This is a genomic window from Streptomyces sp. NPDC025638, assembly GCF_055558775.1.
This window is the reverse complement of sequence record NZ_JBVHLX010000004.1, coordinates 616,228-636,363: the sequence shown is the minus strand read 5'-3', so window position 1 is coordinate 636,363 and position 20,136 is coordinate 616,228. Positions and strand designations below refer to the sequence as shown.

At 71.8% G+C, this 20,136-nt stretch carries 14 protein-coding genes and 3 pseudogenes; 9 read left to right on the top strand and 8 right to left on the bottom strand.

Annotated features, from left to right (window positions below; translation table 11 throughout):
• Positions 1-253 precede the first annotated feature (253 nt).
• The 3 genes and pseudogenes from ACZ4EG_RS13910 to ACZ4EG_RS13900 form a co-directional block, all read left to right on the top strand.
• Complete coding sequence (locus ACZ4EG_RS13910; RefSeq protein WP_467790788.1) at positions 254-2,113, top strand: NAD-binding protein; 1,860 nt, start codon at positions 254-256, stop codon at positions 2,111-2,113.
• A gap of 226 nt (positions 2,114-2,339) precedes the next feature.
• Positions 2,340-3,341: pseudogene (locus tag ACZ4EG_RS13905) on the top strand (APC family permease); the annotation flags it as partial.
• A pseudogene (locus tag ACZ4EG_RS13900) lies at positions 3,327-3,631 on the top strand (winged helix-turn-helix domain-containing protein); the annotation flags it as partial. The pseudogenes ACZ4EG_RS13905 and ACZ4EG_RS13900, both read left to right, overlap by 15 nt.
• Here ACZ4EG_RS13900 and ACZ4EG_RS13895 read toward each other — a convergent pair.
• Positions 3,631-3,816: pseudogene (locus ACZ4EG_RS13895) on the bottom strand (universal stress protein); the annotation flags it as partial. The pseudogenes ACZ4EG_RS13900 and ACZ4EG_RS13895 overlap by 1 nt on opposite strands.
• A gap of 348 nt (positions 3,817-4,164) precedes the next feature.
• Between ACZ4EG_RS13895 and ACZ4EG_RS13890 the strand changes: the two are divergent.
• The 4 genes from ACZ4EG_RS13890 (at position 4,165) to ACZ4EG_RS13875 (ending at position 9,452) form a co-directional block, all read left to right on the top strand.
• Positions 4,165-4,509, top strand: a complete 345-nt coding sequence (locus ACZ4EG_RS13890; RefSeq protein WP_467790787.1) for an SAV_915 family protein — start codon at positions 4,165-4,167, stop codon at positions 4,507-4,509.
• A 32-nt stretch (positions 4,510-4,541) separates the two neighbouring features.
• The gene (gene lysA / locus ACZ4EG_RS13885; protein WP_467790786.1) at positions 4,542-5,876 is read left to right on the top strand and encodes a diaminopimelate decarboxylase; all 1,335 of its coding nucleotides are present in this window, start codon (positions 4,542-4,544) and stop codon (positions 5,874-5,876) included.
• A 160-nt stretch (positions 5,877-6,036) separates the two neighbouring features.
• Complete coding sequence (locus ACZ4EG_RS13880; RefSeq protein ID WP_467790785.1) at positions 6,037-7,854, top strand: APC family permease; 1,818 nt, start codon at positions 6,037-6,039, stop codon at positions 7,852-7,854.
• Between the two features lie 89 nt (positions 7,855-7,943).
• Positions 7,944-9,452 (top strand): glycoside hydrolase family 43 protein, encoded by a 1,509-nt coding sequence (locus ACZ4EG_RS13875; RefSeq protein ID WP_467790784.1) that lies wholly within the window; start codon positions 7,944-7,946, stop codon positions 9,450-9,452.
• Between the two features lie 97 nt (positions 9,453-9,549).
• Here the strand turns inward: ACZ4EG_RS13875 and ACZ4EG_RS13870 are convergent, their stop codons facing one another.
• A complete protein-coding gene (locus ACZ4EG_RS13870) occupies positions 9,550-9,756 on the bottom strand; it encodes a DUF5999 family protein (RefSeq protein ID WP_316764346.1) in 207 nt (68 codons plus the stop codon).
• Positions 9,757-10,098: 342 nt separating this feature from the next.
• Complete coding sequence (locus ACZ4EG_RS13865; RefSeq protein ID WP_467790783.1) at positions 10,099-10,683, bottom strand: hypothetical protein; 585 nt, start codon at positions 10,681-10,683, stop codon at positions 10,099-10,101.
• Between the two features lie 557 nt (positions 10,684-11,240).
• On the opposite strand from ACZ4EG_RS13865, the gene ACZ4EG_RS13860 reads away from it, so the two are divergent.
• Positions 11,241-12,758, top strand: a complete 1,518-nt coding sequence (locus tag ACZ4EG_RS13860) for a glutamate-cysteine ligase family protein (RefSeq protein ID WP_467790782.1) — start codon at positions 11,241-11,243, stop codon at positions 12,756-12,758.
• 185 nt (positions 12,759-12,943) lie between these two features.
• Here the strand turns inward: ACZ4EG_RS13860 and ACZ4EG_RS13855 are convergent, their stop codons facing one another.
• A complete protein-coding gene (locus tag ACZ4EG_RS13855) occupies positions 12,944-14,716 on the bottom strand; it encodes a substrate-binding and VWA domain-containing protein (RefSeq protein ID WP_467790781.1) in 1,773 nt (590 codons plus the stop codon).
• A gap of 122 nt (positions 14,717-14,838) precedes the next feature.
• Here ACZ4EG_RS13855 and ACZ4EG_RS13850 point away from each other — a divergent pair, with 122 nt between their 5' ends.
• Positions 14,839-15,639 carry a CPBP family intramembrane glutamic endopeptidase gene (locus ACZ4EG_RS13850; RefSeq protein WP_453554149.1) on the top strand — a complete coding sequence of 267 codons (801 nt, stop codon included), beginning with the start codon at positions 14,839-14,841 and terminating at the stop codon, positions 15,637-15,639.
• On the opposite strand, the gene ACZ4EG_RS13845 is transcribed toward ACZ4EG_RS13850, so the two are convergent.
• The 4 genes from ACZ4EG_RS13845 to ACZ4EG_RS13830 form a co-directional block, all read right to left on the bottom strand.
• Positions 15,629-16,441: a PhzF family phenazine biosynthesis protein gene (locus ACZ4EG_RS13845; RefSeq protein ID WP_467790780.1), complete on the bottom strand. Its 813-nt coding sequence runs from the start codon at positions 16,439-16,441 to the stop codon at positions 15,629-15,631. The two genes, ACZ4EG_RS13850 and ACZ4EG_RS13845, sit on opposite strands and share 11 nt — an antisense overlap.
• 174 nt (positions 16,442-16,615) lie before the next feature.
• Positions 16,616-17,317: a response regulator gene (locus ACZ4EG_RS13840; RefSeq protein WP_467790779.1), complete on the bottom strand. Its 702-nt coding sequence runs from the start codon at positions 17,315-17,317 to the stop codon at positions 16,616-16,618.
• A gap of 148 nt (positions 17,318-17,465) precedes the next feature.
• Positions 17,466-17,930, bottom strand: coding sequence for a Crp/Fnr family transcriptional regulator (locus ACZ4EG_RS13835; RefSeq protein ID WP_453554143.1), 465 nt, complete (start codon positions 17,928-17,930; stop codon positions 17,466-17,468).
• 191 nt (positions 17,931-18,121) lie between these two features.
• Complete coding sequence (locus ACZ4EG_RS13830) at positions 18,122-19,912, bottom strand: SulP family inorganic anion transporter (protein WP_467790778.1); 1,791 nt, start codon at positions 19,910-19,912, stop codon at positions 18,122-18,124.
• Positions 19,913-20,136 lie beyond the last annotated feature (224 nt).

Below are 20,136 nucleotides of genomic sequence, written 5' to 3'. Positions count from 1 at the left end.
TCGTCGGCGGTGGCCAGGAGTTCGGTCCATCTCCTCGAACTCCCCGCCACGGTAGGCGCAGCAACGCTCTGTGCCGAGGACACACCGGGCGGCTGGTGCGCGCGGGCTGACGGGCTGCCCTTGGCATGTTCTTGACGCATTCTTGGGGCCGGTCCGGTGCCCGGCCGGAACCGGCCCCGCGACCTGCGCCGTTCAGCCTGATGTGACATCGACCCTCCCCATACACACGGAGCCCGGGCAGAGAGCGCAGCACATGGTGATCTGCGGCGACGACGGACTCGCCCACCGGCTCGCCCTCGAACTGGACGCCGTGTGCGGTGAGATCGTCACCGTCGTGCTGCCCTCCGGGAGCGACGAGTACGGCGCGGGTATCGCCGCGCTGCACCGCGACCCGGACTCACCGGTCGAACTGCTCGTCTCCGCCCGCCCCGACGAGCGGACCCTACGGGCCGCGGGCGTCGAGCGTGCCGCCGCGCTCGCCCTCACCTACCGCGACGACCAGGTCAACATGACGGCGGCCCTGCTGGCCCGCACCATCAACCCCGCCATCCGGCTGGTGGTCCGCATGTTCGACCGTGAGCGCGGCCGGCACCTGGAGCGGCTGCTGGACCGTGCGGCGGGACTGTGCGACGACCTGGCACAGGACACCTCCACCACGGTGCTCTCCGACGCCGACACCGCGGTGCCCGAACTGGTCGCGGCCGCCGCCGTGGGACACGGTCACACCCTCCAGGTCGAGGGCAAGGTCTTCCGCGGTGTCGTACGGCCCGCGGGGACGCCGCCGCACGCCACCGACCTGGCCGCTCTCGCCGTGCTGTCCGGCGCCCACCAGGACGACCCGGCCAGCCAGGACAGCGCGGAGACGCCCGGCGAGGAGGGCACCCAGCTGCTGCCGGACAGACAGACCGCCGACGACAGGCAGGTCACGCACGGCCGGCTGATGCTGGAGGAGGTCGTCCACCACACCCCCGAACCGGCGGCCCGCACCCGGCGCCGGCACCTGCGCAGCTGGCTGCGGGCGCGGCTCGCCCATCTGCCGTGGAAGGTCTTCCTCTCTCATCAACTCGCTTCCGTCTACGGGTCCTTGGCGGCCATCGTGGTGGGGCTCTCGACCGCCACCGCGCTCTTCGCGGACGAGCACCCGTGGTGGAAGAACGTCTACCTGCCGCTGCTGGACATCTTCACCATGGGCGACCCGGCCACCGAGGAGTCGGTCGCCCGCCGTGTGCTTCAGCTGATCGCCGGATTCGTGGGCCTGGCCGTGCTCCCGCTCGTGGTCGCCGCGACCATGAACGCCACGGAGGCCTTCCGCACCGCCTCCGCGAGCCATCCGCCCGACGACGACGTGAACGGCCACATCGTGCTGGTCGGGCTGGGCTTGGTCGGCACCCGGGTGCTGGCCCGGCTGCGCAGCACCGGCCACCAGGTGGTGGCCATCGAGCGAGACCCACAGGCGCGCGGCATCTCGCTCGCCCGCGAACTCGGCATCCCGCTCGTCCTGGAGGACGCCGCCGCCCCGGGCGTGCTCGAACTGGCCCGCGTCGGAGACAGCCGGTCACTGCTCGTCCTCACCCGCGACGACGGACAGAACCTGGACATCGTGATGGCGGTCCGGGAGACCAACCCCGACGTACGGGTGGTGATGCGGCTGTACGACGACGACTTCGCCGCGACCGTGCAGCGCACCCTGCGCGCCTCCTATCCGGACGCGCTCACCCGCAGCCGAAGCGTTTCCGCGCTGGCCGCGCCCTCCTTCGCGGCCGCGATGATGGGCCGCCACGTGCTGGGCGTGATGCCGGTGGAGCGGGGCTCGCTGTTGTTCACCTGCGTGGACGTGGCCGGGCACCCCGAGCTCGAGGGGCGGTCCGTGCACGACGCGTTCCGGGAGAACGAGTGGCGGGTGCTGGCCGTCGGGGCGGCCGCCGGGCCGGTGCCGTCGTCCGCCATGGACACCCTCACCGGACTGCGCCCGGACCGGCCGGGCTTCGACTGGCGCCCCGCGCAGGGGCGGGTGCTGCGGGCGGGAGACCGGGTGGTCCTGGCGACCACACGGCGCGGCCTGGACATCCTGATGACGGGGGTGCAGCCGCATCCGGCGGGCCGGCGGGGGTGAGGAGCGCCCCTCTTGACGTCGCGCAGCTCGGACGGGGCGTTGCCCGCGTCACACGCCAGTCAAGGGCACGTCAAGGTCGCGGGGTTCGGCGCGAAGAACGCGCAAGGAGCCGCCGGGGGGCGGCCGGATCGGGACAGAACCTTGGTGCACCGCGCGGGGCCTCCGCGCGCGGCCGTTCGTCCTCCGGTGACGCGGCCGTTCGTCCCGTCCCGAGGAGCACCCGCCCATGTCCGTACTGACCGTCGAACCGGGCGCCGTTCCCGCAGGTGAGGAGCCGCCCGATACCGGCGAGCGGCACCGTCTGACCGCAGTCACCGGCCTCGCCGCGCTGTCGCTGGACGCGATGGCCTCGGTGGCGTACGGCCCCGAGGCGATCGCGCTCGTGCCGGCGGCGGCGGGCGCCCACGGCCTGGGCTTCACGCTCCCCGTCACCCTGGCCATCGCCGCCCTGCTCGCGGTGCTGGTCGCCTCCTACCGGCAGGTGATCGTGGCCTTCCCGGACGGCGGCTGCTCCTACGCCGTCGCCAAGACGCATCTGGGCGCGCGCACCAGCCTGGTGGCGGCCGCCTCCCCGGTGCTGGACTACGTCCTGAATGTCGCTGTCGCCGTCACGGCCGGCGTGGCCGCCCTGACCTCCGCCTTCCCGGCACTGTACGGCGACCGGCTGTGGCTGTGCCTGGCCGTCCTCGTACTGATCACGGCGGTCAATCTGCGCGGCATCGTGGAATCGGCCAGGGCGTTCATCGTGCCGACCGTCGTGTTCGTCGGCTCCGTCTTCGTGCTGATCGTCGTCGGACTGTTCCGGTCCGCGCCGGTGAGCACCGCCACGGCGGCCGGTCACGCCTCGGTCCTGGCCGACAACGCGACCACCGTGGGCGCCGTGCTCCTGCTGAAGGTGTTCGCCTCCGGGTGCTCCGCCCTGACCGGCGTCGAGGCCATCGCCAACGCCGTCCCGTCCTTCCGGGTCCCGCGCGCCAGGCGCGACCAGCGGGCCGAGGTCGCGCTCGGCGGTGTCCTCGGCGCGATGCTGATCGGCCTGTCGGTACTGATCTCCCGCTTCCATCTCCAGCCGGTCGAGGGCGTCACCGTCCTCGCCCAGCTCGCGGACGCCTCGCTCGGCCACAACTGGGCCTTCTACGTGATCCAGTTCGCCACGATGATCCTGCTGGCGCTGTCGGCGAACACCTCCTTCGGCGGCCTTCCGGTCCTGCTGAAGCTGCTCGCCCGGCTGCGGGCCGCCGTGCGCCGGACCGCGGAGGCGCCCCCGGCCCCCGGGACGACCCGGGTGGAGACGGACGAGTTCACCCTCGACCTGCTCGCCAAGAAGGCCGTACGCAACGGACGGGACGTACGTCTCACCCCACCGAGTGGCATCTGCTGGAGATCCTGGTCACCAACCCGGGCCGCCTCGTCACGCAGAAGCACCTGCTGCGGGAGGTGTGGGGGGTGTCCCAGAGCAACAAGAGCAACTATCTGCGGGTTTACATGGCCCAGCTCCGCCGCAAACTCGAGGCGGACGCCGAGGACGGTGAGCGACGGGCCGCCAGTTCTCCGCCGGGCGGCACCCAGGCCAGCACGGGCCAGAGCTCGGCGTCCCTGCGCCCGGCCTCCGTGGCGGCCCACCGCAGGGCCGTGATGCTGCCGAGGGATCCGCTCACGCCGACCACGACACGAGCGGTCGCCGAGGCGTCGTAACCGGACATCGCTCCACCGTTCTTCGCGCCTGCCCACGGAGGCTTCCCGTGGGCGGTCCCGCTTGCGGAACCCCTTCCATGACACTCCCGGGCGAGCCCCCCGACCAGTCCGGCGACCACTTCTTGGCGCGCCTCTGACGGCCCGTACCAGCGCTGTTGGCCCTCGCCGTCAGCATCGCGTCAGGGTGGCCCCGATCGGCGTCAGCATCCCGTCATGAGGGGTCGGAACGCCGGGTCACCCGGGCATAGCGTCAAACGGAGAGCCCCGGTCCGCCTCCCCGCGTCCGGGGCCTCTCAGGTCCCTTGCACCCATCAGTTCCCTTGCACGCACCACCCGGATCCTCCAGGAGGCATCCCATGGCAGAACTCTCGTGCGGTGAAGACCCGGAGCCTTCCGAACGCCACCCGGCCGGACCACTGTTCGTACCGGTCCGGCCGGGACCGACGGGGTGCACGGCGAGACTGTTCCGCACCCCCCTCGGCGACCGCACCGCGGTCGGCTTCACCTCCGCCCGCGGACTCGCCGCGACCCTCGGCCCCGACCAGGCGTGGATCCGGCTCGCCGAGCCCGCGCTGCGCGCGCTGACCGCACCGCTCGGCGTCACCACCGTCACGATCGACCCTCCGTTCTCGGCTCCGGCCCCGTCGCCGGTCGAGCCCGTCCAGGCCGCCGCACCCGCCGTGGTCCTGCGGATCGCATGAGATCGCATGAGCATGAGAGAGGGCAGCCCGCGATGACGACTCTGCACGAACCCACCGTCACCACCACCCCGGCCGAACTGTCGGTGTGGCCCGCCTCCACCACGGAACCCCGACCGGGTGACCTGGCCGTGGGCGGCGTACCCCTCGCCGAGGTCGCGGACCGCTTCGGCACCCCCGTCTACGTCCTGGACGAGACCGAGGTCCGCGAACGCTGCCGCACCTACCGGCACGTCTTCCCCGAGGCCGAAGTCCTCTACGCGGCCAAGGCGTTCCTGTGCCGGGCCATGGTCCACTGGACGGCGGAGGAAGGCCTCGGCCTGGACGTCTGCTCGGCCGGAGAGCTGGAGCTCGCGGTCACCACGGGCTTCCCGCCCGAGAGGATCGTGCTGCACGGGAACGCCAAGTCCCCGCGCGATCTGGAGACCGCCCTGCGCCTGGGCGTGGGCCGGATCGTGATCGACAGCCCGTCGGAGATCGCGCGACTGGCCGCCGCCGTCGGCCCCGAGGGCCACCAGAAGGTCATGGTGCGCGTGGTGCCCGGCATCAGCGCCGGCGGTCACGACAAGATCCGCACCGGCACCGAGGACCAGAAGTTCGGCCTGTCCATCCGCGACGGCTACGCCCAGCACGCCATTACCCGGATCCTGGACCAGCCACAGCTCGAACTCACCGGCCTGCACTGCCACTTGGGCTCGCAGATCACCAGCGTCAAGCCGTACCTGGCCGCCGTGCGCCGCATGGTCGGCCTGATGGCCCGGCTCCACGAACAGCACGGACTGGTCCTGCCCGAACTCGATCTCGGCGGCGGCCACGGCATCGCCTACCGCCCCGGCGAGGAGGCGCTCAACCTGACCACCCTGGCCCGCAAGGTGCGCGACGAGCTGACCGGTGCGTGCGCGGCGGCGGGGATCCCCGTGCCCCGCCTGATCATCGAGCCGGGCCGGGCCATCGCGGGCCCGGCGGGCATCGCCCTGTATCACGTGCTCGCCGTCAAACGCACCGGCGACCACACCTTCGTGGCGGTCGACGGCGGCATGAGCGACAACCCGCGGCCCGCGCTGTACGGCGTCCGCTATGCGCCCCGCCTGATCGGCCGGCCCAGCGCGGCGCCCCTGGCCCCGGTGACCGTCGTGGGCCGGCACTGCGAGGCCGGCGACGTCCTCGCCACCGACGTCGAGGTCCCGGACGACGTACGCCCCGGAGACCTGCTTGCCGTCCCCGTGGCCGGCGCCTACCACCTGTCCATGGCCTCCGGCTACAACCTGGTCGGCCGCCCGCCGGTGACCGCCGTGCGCGCGGGCCGGGCCCGCCTGCTGGTGCGCCGCGAGTCCCTGGACGACATCCGCAACAGGGACGTGGGGTTGTAACCCGCCCTCGCCCTCGCGCTCGCCGAGTGCGGTCACCGTGGGGATTCGCCAGGCCCGCGGCGCCGGCCGGCCGACCCGCCCGGGCCCTGCCGGAGGGCGCGCGGACGGCTCCCCGCTGAGACTGGTGCCGATCGTCCGACCCGGCCGTGGTGAGGTCCCGATGGCATATGGCCTGGCACATCGTCAGCTGAGACCCAGGGTTCCGCTGCGCCCCGGCGAAGGGGAGAAGCACCACCTCACCAGCCTGGAGGGCCTGGCCGCGCTGTCCCTGGACGCGCTCAGTTCCGTGGCGTACGGTCCCGAGGCGATCGTGCTGGCGCTGGTGGTCGCGGGGACCGGGGCCCTGACGGCCACGCTGCCGATCACGCTGGCGATCGTCTTCCTGCTCATGGTCCTCGTGATCTCCTACGCCCAGGTGATCGCCGTACACCCGGACGGCGGCGGCGCCTACGCCGTGGCCAAGAAGGACCTCGGCCCGACCACCAGTCTGCTCGCCGCGGCCAGTCTGGTCGTCGACTACGTCCTCACCGTCGCCGTCAGCCTCACCGCCGGAGCGGACGCCCTCGCCTCCGCGTTCCCCGCCCTCGCCGGGGACAAGCTCTGGGTGTGCCTGGCGGGCCTCGCCGTGCTGACGGCCGTGAACCTGCGGGGCATCACCGACAGCGCCCGGGTGCTCATGCTCCCCACCGCGCTGTTCATCGTGGCCATCCTCGGTGTCATCGTCCTCGGACTCCTGCGCACGCACCCGGTGGCCGTCGTCGGCACCGCGGAGTCCTTCCCGGCTCAGGAGTCGCTCGGTCTGCTTCTGATCCTCAAGGCGTTCTCGTCCGGCTGTTCCGCCCTGACGGGCGTCGAGGCCATCGCCAACGCCGTGCCGACCTTCCGCACCCCGCGTGTCAGGCGCGCCCAGAGCACCGAACTCATGCTCGGCGCGCTGCTGGGGACGATGCTCATCGGCATCGCCGTACTGATCCGCCGCGACCAGGTTGCCCCGCGCGGAGACGTCACCGTCCTGGCCCAGCTCACGGCCGGGGCCTACGGCGACGGCTGGGCGTACTACGCCACGAACATCCTCGTCACCGTCGTCCTGGGGCTCGCCGCCAACACCAGCTTCGGCGGGCTGCCGGTGCTGATGGGCCTGCTCGCCCGCGACCACCGTCTGCCGCATCTGTTCGGGCTGCGCGCCGAGCGTCCCGTCTACCGGTACGGCGTGCTGGCCCTGGCCCTGCTCGCCGCGCTGCTGCTGCTCGCCACCGGCGCCGACACCCACCGGCTGATCCCGCTGTTCGCGATCGGTGTGTTCATCGGCTTCACCCTCAGCCAGCTCGGTCTCGTCCGGCACTGGGCCACCGAGAGACCCGCCGGTTGGAAGCGCCGTGCCCTGATCAACGGCACCGGGGCGGTGCTGACCACCCTGGCCGGGCTCATCCTGCTCACCACCAAGTTCCTGGAAGGGGCCTGGGTGGTCGTGGTCGCCGTACCGCTGATGATGCTGCTGTTCGCCCGCATCGAGCGCTACTACGCGACCGTCGGCCGGGAACTCGGACTGGGCCGGGTCCCCGAACCGCCCGACCGGCGCACCGGCAGCCTGGTGATCGTGCCGCTCGGCGAGGTCAGCAAACTCGCCCGACACGCCATCACCGCCGCCCTGGCGCTGGGCGACGAGGTGGTCGCGGTCGCGGTGCACGCGGACCCGGAGAAGAGCCGTGCGCTGGAGGAGGCCTGGGACCGCTGGAACCCCGGGGTACGACTCGATGTCATCGACAGCCCGCACCGCTCGCTCGTCCAGCCGATCGTCGACTACGTGCAGCGCGTCGCCGGGGACGGACGCCAGGTCGCCGTCCTCATCCCGGAGGTGGAACCGCTGCACCGCCGTTACGAGATCCTCCAGAACCAGCGCGGTCTGCTGCTGGCGACCGTGCTGCGGGCCCGTACCGATGTGGTGGTGTGCATGCTCCCGTACCGGCTGAGTGTCTGAGGCGTCCGAGGCGTCCGAGGCGTCCGAGGTGTTCCGATAGGATTCGCTGTCGAATTCGAAACTTTCGACTTCGCGGCTCGGGGGGCTGTATGCGGACCTACTCCAACCCTGTCATCCCCGGATTTCACCCCGACCCCAGCGTGTGCCGGGTCGGCGCGGACCACTACCTCGTGTGCTCCAGCTTCGAGTACTTCCCCGGCGTCCCGCTCTTCCACAGCCGTGACCTGGTGCACTGGCGCCAGCTCGGCAATGTCCTCGACCGGCCGGGGCAGTTGGAGCTGCCCGACGACACCCCGGCCTCCGGCGGCATCTACGCCCCGACGATCCGCCACCACGACGGCCGCTTCCATGTGATCACCACGAACATCGGCGGGCTCGGCACCTTCCTCGTCACCGCCGACCGGCCCGAGGGCCCCTGGTCGGACCCCGTCCCGATCGACCTCCCCGGCATCGATCCCGACCTCGCCTGGGACGACGACGGGAACTGCTGGTGTGCCGTGGCCGGATGCCGGGTGGCCCGGATCGATCCGCTGACGGGCAAGGTGCTGGAGGGGCCGTTCCCGGTGTGGTCGGGGACGGGGCTGCGGGACCCGGAGGCGCCCCACCTCTACCGGATCGGCGCGTGGTGGTACCTGCTGCTGGCCGAGGGCGGCACGGCGCTCGGTCACGGGGTCTCGGCCGCCCGTGCCCGCTCCCCGCGCGGCCCCTGGGAGCCGGCGCCCGGCAATCCGGTCCTCTCCCACCGGGGCACCGGCCTGCCGATCCAGTGCACCGGCCATGCCGACCTGGTCGAGGCCGCCGACGGCAGCTGGTGGATGGTTCTGCTCGGCACCCGGCCGCACGGCTACTTCCCGGAATTCCACGTTCTCGGCCGGGAGACCTTCCTGGCACCGGTCGAGTGGGTGGACGGCTGGCCCCGGGTCGGGCCGGTGCGGGAGCGGCATCCCGCGCCCGCCGTCTGGTACCCCGTCGAACCGCCGCCGGTGCGGGACGACTTCGACGCCGTGACGCCGGCGCCGTACTGGATATCGCCGCGCCGCCGGCCCGAGGACTCGTGGTCCCTGACCGACCGGCCCGGATGGCTGACGCTGACGGCCACGGGGGACAGCCTCGACCGTCCCGGGCACACCTTCCTGGGGCGGCGCCAGCAGCATCCCGACTGCCGGGCGGCGGTCCTGGTCGATCCGGGCCCGGCGCGGGCCGGGCTGTCGGTCCGCATGGACGAGGCCCACCACTACGACATCGAGGTGTGCGGGGGAGCGGTGAGCGTGACCGCACGGATCGGGCCGGTGCGGCAGCGGCTCGCGGAACATCCCGTACCACCCGGGCCGGTCACCCTCGTCGTCGACATCCGGACCACGGACGCGCAACCGCCCACGACCGCGACGGGCGGTCCCGACACGATCGCCTTCCTGGTGGAAACCCCCGACGGGCCGGTGCGGCTGGCCGAACTCGACGGCCGCTATCTGTCCACCCAGGTCGCGACCGGGTTCACCGGACGCGTGATCGGAATGTATGTGACCGAGGGGCGTGCGGACTTCGACTGGTTCGAGTACCGCGGCACCGGGCCGGCGCATTCGACCGACTACGAGGAGTAGTCACCTCCTGACACGCGTCGGGGCCGGTGCGCACCAAGGGCGTGCGGGCCGGCCCCTCATGTCGCCGGGCGGAGCGGCGGACCGCCCGGGGTGGTGCTCAGGCGGCCGTCATCACCCGGTCGGCACCCAGCGGGCGGTGCGGGGCGATGATCTGGCCGTCCGGCAGGAGCTCACCGGTGTCCTCGAAGAGCAGAACGCCGTTGCACAGCAGGCTCCATCCCTGCTCCGGGTGGTGCGCCATGAGGCGGGCGGACTCCCGGTCGGCGGATTCGGCTGTCGGGCACGGCGGCTGGTGCTGGCACATTGATGGGATCTTTCGCTGTGTCGTGGTCATGTTTGTCCCCCGTTGCGATTAAGTCGGTCGGAACCCAGTGTTGCTCTCCGGGCGTCAATCCGCAGGGATTTCGCAGCACCGCTTTCTCACAGGTTGATGACGCATCGGCCACGCGTCTGGTTCATCCCAACTGGGCAGCCACTTCGGGTGGTTCGGGATGGCCGGATGGGGCTAGTCCGGTCGGACCGGATGCCCTTTTCAGCTCGTCGGAGCGCATTATTGCTCGTACGAGCGCAGGGGTGAGTAATAGCCGCAGGAAATGCAGTCGTACCCCGCCTCCGGAAATTGGAAACGGGGTACGAAAGGGGTGTGTCAGGCGGGTGAGCCGAGCAGTGGCACGGGAGTCACCCGATGGGTCAGCACCGGAAGCAGCTCGGCGACCCGGTGCGGGCGGTGCGCCGCGATGCCCGGTGGTGCCGGCGCCAGCGGGACGAGCAGGTCCGCGGCCGCCGGATGGCCCTCGGCACCGTCCGCCGCGCAGTCGCCGTGCAGCCACAGGGTGAGCATGTACAGGCCGGGCACGGAGAGCAGACGGGGCTGGTAGGGCTGTTGCATCGTCTCGGCCTGGCGCAGGGCGTGTTCCGTGGCGGCGATGTAGGGGCCCTCGAAGAAGTGCGAGAACGCCCAGCCGTCCGGCATCAGCCTGGTCTCGGCGGCGGCCACCGCGCGATCGCCGCACCGGATCAGGAAACGCCACCCGGTGAGCCGGGTGGCGGACACGCCCTCGGGGGTGATCCGGTCCAGCACATGTACGGGCAGCGGGAGTTCGGGTGTGGCGGGTCCCTGGGCGTTGCGCAGGGAGGGAGTTCGGGCCTCGCGGACCGCGGTGGGGGAACCGAGGGCCGTGAGCACGGAGCGAAGTGCGGGCGCGGGGGCAGGGGGGACTTGCAGCGGCATGGTGGGTCGCCTCTCATTCGACAGGCGCGACGGCGCGAGGGAGGGGGGCGGACGGCGCTGTCAGCTCGATGGGGTCAGAGAGGCGGGGGCCCGGGCCGGTGAGCGAGGGTGCGGATGAGGTCTGCCGCAGGTCACCTTGACGGCAGGAACCAGGACCGTGGGCGCCAACCTTCTGCCTTGTTCGCGGAGTTTATACGACAGCTGTTCATATGATGTTTCCACTAGCCGTTTCCGGCGTCACGAACAAGGCGCTATTCAGCCGCTGATTCGCGGGAATCATCCCGATTCCCCGCCCGGTGGATACCCGCTGACCTCGGAATACGCTTCAGGAGCGGTCGGCTGAATGTCGTCGGCGTTTTTCACGAGGCTCTCGGGGCACCCGAAGTTGCGTGATGCCCCATGCCCCGTGAATGTGCCCCGGGGCACATTCCAACAGAGTAGCGGGCCCCGGGTCCCTGTGGGACGTTATCGATCGCTTCGGCTGGGCATCATCCCACCTGACCCGGGACATCCGGCGGCCGGATCCTCGGCCCGCCCGATCGAGGAGGGACGCTTCGATGGGGGAGAAGGTCGCGGCAGGTGCGTTCGACCTGTCCGATCGCCAGCACTACCGGGAAAAGCTCCGGCAGTGTCTGACGGGACTGGAGCGGCTGCTGGTGGAGAAACGGTTCGACCGCCCGAAGAATCTCATGGGCGTCGAGATCGAATTGAATCTCGCCGGTTCCGACGGTATGCCGAGAATGTTGAACGGACAGGTACTGGAACGTATCGCGAGCCGCGATTTCCAAACAGAACTCGCCATGTTCAATCTGGAAGTCAACATAGCCCCACACCGCCTGGGCGGCCGGGTATTCGACCGGCTGGCCGAGGAACTGCGGACCTCGCTGGCGTACGCCGACCGCAAGGCCGGCGAACTGGACGCCGGAATAGTGATGATCGGCATTCTGCCCACGCTCGACCGGGACGACCTGGTCTCCTCCAACCTCTCCGAGGTGGACCGCTACACCCTGCTCAACGACCAGATCGTGGCCGCCCGCGGCGAGGACTTCGTGCTCGACATCGAGGGGGTGGAACACCTCACCTGCACCTCGAAGTCCATCGTGCCCGAGGCCGCGTGCACCTCCGTCCAACTGCACCTCCAGGTCACCCCCGGCCGCTTCGCCGACGTGTGGAACGCGGCGCAGGCCGCCTGCGCGGCCCAGATCGCCGTCGGCGCCAACTCGCCCTTCCTGTTCGGCCACGAGCTGTGGCGTGAGTCGAGACCGCCGCTGTTCCTGCAGTCCACCGACACCCGCCCGCCCGAACTGCAGGCCCAGGGCGTGCGGCCGCGCACCTGGTTCGGCGAACGGTGGATCTCCTCCGCCCATGAGCTGTTCGAGGAGAACCTGCGCTTCTTCCCGGCCCTGCTCCCGATCTGCGACGAGGAGGACCCGCTGCGGGTGCTCGACGAGGGAGGCGTGCCCAAGCTCGCCGAACTCGTCCTGCACAACGGCACGGTGTACCGCTGGAACCGTCCGGTCTACGGCATCGCCGACGGCGTTCCGCACCTGCGCGTGGAGAACCGGGTCCTGCCCGCCGGCCCGACCATCACCGACGTCATCGCGAACGCCGCCTTCTACTACGGCGTCGTCCGCGCCCTCGCCGAGGAGTCCCGCCCGGTGTGGACCCGGCTGCCCTTCGCGACGGCCGAGGCCAACTTCGACGCCGCGTGCCGGCACGGCATCGACGCCCGCTTCATCTGGCCCCGGCGCGGACGCTACGGCGGTACGGCCGAGGTCGACGCCGTCACCCTCGTACGCGACGAACTCCTGCCGCTGGCCGAGGCGGGCCTGGACGCGTGGGGTGTCGAAGCCGCCGACCGGGACCACTTTCTGGGCGTCATCGAGGAGCGCTGCCGCCGCCGCGTCAACGGCGCGAGCTGGCAGTCGGCCACCTTCCACCGCGCCCTGGAACAGGGGCTGTCCCGGCAGGCCGCCCTGGCCGCCACCACCAGGCGCTACCGCGAGCTGATGCACATCGGGGAGCCGGTGCACACCTGGCCGGTGGGCCTGCCGGAGCCGGTGCCGTTGGGGTGAGGGCGGCACGGCCGCGCACCTAGGGGGTGCCGTTTGGATCAGGCCGGCCGTGACGAGGGGTGCGGTCCGGCCGACCCCGGGCGGGGTCATGGGGGTGCCCCCTGCTCGAACAGCTTGGGGGAGTGCGTGCCAGGGCCCGCGACGCCGGGATGATCCAAACGACACCCCCTCGGGAGGGCCGTCGGTCAGCCCGAGGCGTTCCGTGCCCCCGCCGCCACGATGGCCTGCAGAATGACCGAGTGGATCTGGGCGGGGTCGCTGACCTCGTGGCCGGAGCCGCCGGTGGCCCGCGCGATCTCCTGGGCCTCCTTCCGGGAGCCCTCCGGACCGACGGCGATGACGATGAGGGGCACCGGGCGCTCGGGGTTGCTGAGCTTCTGCAGTTCGGAGACGAGCCCGGCGCGGGAGATGCTGCCGGGATCCTGGTTCACCCCGTCGGTCAGCACGACCAACGCGTTGAACTTGCCCTTCGCATACGACGAGGTGGCCGCCCGGTACGCGGCGAGGGTGGTGTCGTACAGACCGGTGGCACCTCCGGGGACCGGCTCCAGTCCGCCGAACGCCGCCGACAGCCGGTCCCGCTGGGTGCCGCTGCCCCTGCGGTCGCCCAGCCGCTCGGTCGGCACCAGCACGCGGTAGTCCTTGTCGCCGTCCAGCCTGGTGGCGAACTCCCACAGACCGATCTCGTCCTCCGGGGTGAAGGTGGCGAGAGCCTGGAGCAGAGAGGCCTTGGTGACGTCCATACGGGACCGGCCCGTGTCCGCCACCGGCTCCGACATGGAGGCGGAGGCGTCGACGACCGTGGTGATCCGGGCGCTCTGCACCGTGATCGTCCACGTCCCCAGCGCTTCCTGGAGCGCGGTGTCGGAGGCCGGCTCCGGGGACGGCTCCGCGTAGGGTTGCGGGCTGCGGCCGCCCGCCGTGGCGACGACCGACGGCGCCACGGAGCCGTCGTCCGCGCGGAAGCCGTACTTCTCCAGGAGCTTGTGCTGTGGGGGTTCCCGCAGATACGTCATGAACCGGATCGCGGCCCGGCTCTCGTCGGTGGTCAGCTCCGGCTCGTCGACGAGCGTGTAGGGGTAGTCGAGCGTCGGCGAACCGTCCGTGGGATAGAAGAGGTCCAGGTCCGTGCCGCCGCCGGCCGTCGAGTTGTGGGTGAACGCCGCCTGCTCGCTGAGGATCAGTGCCTGGTTGCGCCTGGGGTTGCCCTGCTCGGTGCCCGAGGAGTCGTGGGGCAGGGTGTCCAGGACCTGGCCGTCGGCCGCGGAGACGCGCTGGGACAGCGCCTTCATCATGGCCGCGGCGTGGGTGGCCCCGCCCTTCGCCTCGGCGGCGGCCGCGCTCAGCCGGGTGAGCGCCAGCAGCCCGGTCGCACTGCGCGCCGGGTCCGCCGCGCCCAGCCTGAGCGAGTCGTCCGAGAGGGTGGCTCCGGCCAGTTCCGTCCAGGTGTACGTCTTCTTCGGCCAACCCAGCGACTTCGCGGCGGTGTGCAGCATCGCCACACCCACCGGCGTCGCGGCCACATTGCCCTCCGGCGTCACCTGCGTCGCCTTGCCGTCCGCGGTGACCCGCTGCACCCATACGTCCGAATCGGGCACCCAGACCTGCGCGTCGGGCTTCCGGCCCGCGCTCAGGATGTCCGTGACCTCGGCGGAGTCCTGCGCCCTCACCGTGACGGCCACGCAGTTCCCGTCGGAGGTGAGGTTCTCCTTCCGGGCCCGCCCGGCCGCCGCCTCCAGGGCGGGGGCGACGTCGGGGGAGGCGGCGAGCGTCAGCCGTACCGGGTCGTCCTGGCAGGAGGAGCCGAAGGAGAGCAGCCCGCTCTGCACGGCGGCGGCCGTGCCGCCCGCGACGGTGAGGACGAGGGCGGTCGCGATGGCCACGCTGCGGCGACGGGCGCGAGGGCGGGGGTCGGCCGTGCCCGCCCCGTACCGATCGGGCAAGCTGTGACGTCCCATGACGGTGGTGCCCCTCCCTGTCCCCCCGACAGTCCGTGGCGCACGTTCTTCGTAACTGCTTTCGAGACACTAGCGGGGCGAAGATGGGCATGGGGCGGGATTACCCAACCCTGGAGGCAGGTGTGCAGGTGGAGGCGGACCCGGTGGCCGATTCTTATCCGCTGGAGCGGCCCTCGCGCCGGATGTTCCGGGACGAGACGCTGCTCGTGCTGGGGCTTTCGCTGGGCGCGAGCGGAGTGTCCGCCCTGATCAGCTTTGTCGGATCGGTCACGAAACCGGGCGGCCTCAAGGACCAGGCGGCCACCCTCAATGCCTCGGCCGCGCCGGGCCGTCCCTGGCTCGATCTCGCCTGGCAGCTCTTCGGTATCGCGTCGGCACTCGTGCCCGTCCTGCTCGTCGCCCACCTGCTGATGCGAGAGGGCGAGGGCCTGCGCACCCTCGGCTTCGACCGCACCCGCCCCTGGCCCGACCTCGGCCGCGGGGCGGGCGTCGCGGCCGTGATCGGCAGCACCGGGATCGCCTTCTACCTGGCCGCCCGCGGCCTCGGCTTCAATCTCACCGTGGTGCCCGAGGCGCTGCCCGACGTGTGGTGGAAGTACCCGGTGCTGATCCTCTCGGCGCTGCAGAACGCGATCCTCGAAGAGGTGATCGTCGTCGGCTATCTGCTGCGCAGGCTGGGCCAGTTGGGCTGGACCCCCGGCACCGCGCTGGTGGCCAGTTCCGTGCTGCGCGGCTCGTACCACCTGTACCAGGGCATCGGCGGCTTCGTCGGCAACATGGTCATGGGCGTGGTGTTCGTCCACCTGTACCGGCGCTGGGGCCGGGTCGGTCCCCTGGTGGTGGCCCATTCCCTGCTCGACATCGGGGCGTTCGTGGGATACGCGGTGCTGGCGGGAAAGGTGGGCTGGCTGCCTACGGCGTGAGCAGCTCGCCCTCGATGGTGGTGACCGCTCGGCCCGTCAGCAGGGTGCGGTCGCCGCGCAGTCCGGTGCGGACGAGGCCGGAGCGCCGGGAGGCCTGGAGGCCGGTCAGATCGGGGCGGGCCAGGCGCTCGGACCAGTAGGGGGCCAGCGCGGTGTGGGCGCTGCCGGTGACCGGGTCCTCGTCGATGCCGACGTTGGGGAAGAAGCACCGCGAGACGAAGTCGTATCCCCGGGCCGGGTCCTCGGCGCGGGCCGTGGCGATGATGCCGCGCGCGGAGTAGGCGCCGAGCGCCTTGTGGTCGGGGGTGAGTCCGAGGACGGTCTTCTCGTCGGCCAGCTCCACCACCAGGTCCCCGACGTTCGGCCCGGTGTCGAACGCCGCGAGCGGCTCCGCGCCGAGCGCCTCGGCGACCCCGGCCGGGATCTCGACCGCGGTGAGCGGCGCGGTCGGGAAGTCCATGGTGATCCAGCCGCCCTCGCCGGGCGTGGCGACGAGCACACCACTGCGGGTCGCGAACCGCACCGGGCCCTCGTGGGCGCCGCTGGTGTGCAGGACGTGGGCCGTGGCGAGCGTGGCGTGCCCGCACATCGCGACCTCGGCGACGGGAGTGAACCAGCGCAGCGCCCAGTCCGCCGCACCGCCCTTCGGCAGCGGGTGCGCGAACGCCGTCTCGGCGTGATTGACCTCCATGGCGACGCTCTGGAGCCAGTCGTCGTCCGGGAAGGCGTCGAGGAGCAGAACCCCGGCCGGGTTGCCGGCGAAGGGACGGTCGGTGAAGGCATCGACGATACGAATCCGCATGCGCCGACGCTAAACGCCCCGCGCACCCGGGCACCAAGGCCAATTCGGGGATGCTGGACCGATGTCGCGGTGCGTCCCGGGGGAGCCGGCAGAGCGGCCGGGACGCGGGCTTCACCGCGCAGCGTGTGTTCCGGAGGGGGCGGGGGACGGGGGAGGGGACGGGGGTGCGGGGGGTCAGCGTGTGGCGTGGTCGGTGGTTTCCAGTTGGTCCAGGTGGGAGGCGAGGACCGCGGCCTGGACGCGGCGCTGTACGCCGAGCTTGGCCAGGAGACGGGAGATGTGGTTCTTGACCGTCTTCTCGGAGAGGTAGAGCTTCTTGCCGATCTCGCGGTTGGTCAGGCCGTCGCCGATCAGGGCGAGAATGTCGCGCTCGCGCGGCGACAGGCTCGCGAGTTCGGCCGGCATGGCCGGAGTGTCCGCGGGGTCGGCGCGCAGCGAGCGCATCAGGCGGGCCGTGGTCGCGGGGTCCAGCATCGACTGGCCCGAGGCGACGGTGCGCACCGCCGAGATCAGGTCCGAGCCCTTGATCTGCTTGAGGACATAGCCCGAGGCCCCGGCCATGATCGCGTCCAGCAGCGCGTCCTCGTCGTCGAACGACGTGAGCATCAGACACGCGAGCTCCGGCATCCGGCTGCGCAGCTCCCGGCAGACCGTGATGCCGTCGCCGTCGGGGAGACGGACGTCCAGCACGGCGACATTCGGGCGCAGCGCGGGACCGCGGACCAGCGCCTGCTCGACGCTGTCCGCGTCGCCGACCACGGAGATGTCGGGCTCGCCGTCGAGCAGGTCTGTCAGACCGCGCCGTACGACCTCGTGATCGTCGAGCAGAAACACGCGGATCGGATTCCGCTCGTCGAAAGTGCCTGTGTCGGCCATGGCGATCCCTCGCTCCCCGGTGGCGGACGGCCTGTGGGCAGTCCGTGAGGCCGATCATCACTCGCCGGGACCGGTCGTACTAGGGCCGACCGGCCCCACTCACCGGGGCCCACCGGGTCGTCGTCGGTGCCGGTCCGGTCCGGGCCGGTCAGACGAGGCTGCCGGCGCCGTACGGGGCGTACAGGTCCAGGAGCCGGCCCCGGGCGGAACGCAGCCGGTGGGCCAGTACCTCGCCGACCCACTGCGCGACGGCGTTGCCCAGCTCCGCATCCTCCCGGCACATGGTGCGCACGGTCTCGGCGTCGAACTCGTACGCACGCACCGGCGTCACCGCCTCGGCGCCCAGGTGCCAGACATGCGGCGAGAACAGCCAGGACCAGCCGACCAGCTCGTTCGGCCGGAGCATCTCGATGACGGCGGCCTTGCGGCCGGGCACATGCATGTCGAGTTCGATGCTGCCGGTGCGGAGGATCCAGAACCGGTCGGCGCGCCCACCCTCCTCGAACAGGCGTGTCCCCTGCGGGAAGGACACCTCCCGGGCGACGCTCATCAGCTGCTGCCGGTACTCGGCGGGCAGGGCCTGCAGCATGCTGGGCGTACGAGTAGTGATCATGGCGTGCCTCCCGGCGGCGCGTAGGAACTGCCGAGGCCAGCGTGTGTCCGTCGGGCGCGGCGGGCCATGGGCCACCCGGCCCGTCGGTCGGGCCACTCGGCTCTCGTCGGTTCCCACGACGGTCGCACCCGCGCCGAGGGCCCCGCCGGCCATGCTTGGCGGGGCCGCTGAAGAACGACTTGAGGATCGGTTCAGCCGCGGTCGTTCCCATCCGGAGCGCCGTCCCCGCCCGGAGCGCCGTCTCCACCGGGAGCGCCGTCCCCACCCGGAGCCCGGCCCTCGCGCCACCTCCGGTAGGCGGCCACGGCGGTCGGCAGCGTCGGGAAGATGAGATCCGACCCGACGGACTTCTCCAGGCCGTACGCCCGCAGGTCGTCCAGGAGGTCCTGCTTGACCCGGGCGAGGGCGAACACGACGCCCCGCCCGACGAGTTCACGGCGCAGTTCGTCGACCGCGTCCAGGGCCGTGATGTCGACCTCGACGTTGGCCTCCGTGTTCAGGACGAACCAGCGCACGGGATCGGTCTGTTCGTCGACCGAGGCCAGCGCCCGGCGCCGGAAGTCCTCCGCGTTGGCGAAGAACAGCGGGGAGTCGTAGCGGTAGACCAGCAGGCCGGGGATCGTACGGGCCGCGGGGTAGTCGTCCACGTCGTGCATGCCGGCCATCCCGGGCACCAGCCCCTCGACCGCGTCGTGCGGCCGGGCCACCCGCGTCAGCAGCTCGGCCACCGACAGCCCGACGGCGACCAGCACGCCGTACAGGATGTCCAGGGCGAGCACCCCGGCCAGGCAGCCGAGGGCCAGCATGAGTTCCCGGCGGCGGAAGGACGCCAGCCGGCGGAAACCCGCGAAGTCGATCATGCGGGCCGCCGCGTAGACGACGAGCGCACCGAGCACGGCCGAGGGGGTGCGGGAGAGCAGCGGGCTGAGGAACAGCAGGACGGCGAGCACCGCGGCCCCCGCCACCAGGGAGTACGCCTGGCTGCGGGCCCCCGCCGAGGAGGCGAGCGCGGTGCGGCTGGCGCTGCTGCTCACCGGGAAGCCGTGCAGCACACCGGCGCCGAGGTTGGCCGTCCCCAGCGCGAGGAACTCCTGGTTGGCGTCCAGGCCGGGGCCCTCGTCGGCGCCGCCGGTGAACGCCCGCGCGGTGAGGATGAAGTCCGTGTACGCGACGATCAGCACACCGAGCGCGGGCAGGACCAGACGCGGCAGGTCGCTCAGGTCGGGCAGGGCGAGGTCCGGCACTCCCGACGGGACCTCGCCGATCACCTTGATGCCGTACCGGTCGTCGAGGTCGAACGCCACCACCGCGGCCGTGCCGAGGACCACCGCGAGCAGGGGGCCCGGCACCACGCGGGCATACCGCGCCACCACGAACAGGAACACGAGCACCGTGGCCGAGAAGACGACCGTGGCCGCGTGGGCGTCGGACAGGTGCGTGACGAACGACCAGACCTGAGGGAAGAACTCGGTGCCCGTCGTGGCGACTCCGGTGAGCTTCGTCAGCTGATCCACGGTCATGATCAGCGCCACGCCCGCGAGATAGCCGATCAGGACCGGCCGGGAGAGCAGATCGGCGAGGAATCCCAGCCGCACCGCCCACGCCACCACGCACAGCAGCCCGACCGTGACCGCGAGCGCGGCCGCCAGCGTCGCGTACCGCCCGGAGTCGCCCGCCGCCAGCGGACCGACCACGGTGGCCGTCATCAGGGCGGTCGTGGACTCGGGGCCGACCGAGAGCAGCCGGGAGGAGCCGAACAGTGCGTACAGCGCGAGCGCGGGCAGGATCGCCCACAGCCCGGCGACCGGCGGCAGCCCGGCCACTCCGGCGTAGGCCATGACCTGCGGCACGAGATACGCGGCGACGGTCGCGCCGGCCAGCAGGTCGCCCCTCAGCCACGAGCGGCGATAGCGGAGCAGGACCGCGAGCCCCGGTACCGGACGGCGCCACCACGAAGCCTGTGCGGCCGAGCCCTGGGACATGCGCCACCCTTCTCCGTGCCTGACCTCATGATCCACCGACGTACGACCCGTTGCGAGACGTATCCGCGAACTCGTCCGCCACGCCCGCGCCGTCGAGCCCGACGAGCCCCGCGTGCGGGACCGTTCAACCCCGTGGCCACCGGCCTTCGGCATCGGACCTGCCCTGGTCGGAGGTATCGCGCTGCGGATCGCGGCAGTCATGGGCACCATGATGAGGGCGTTGA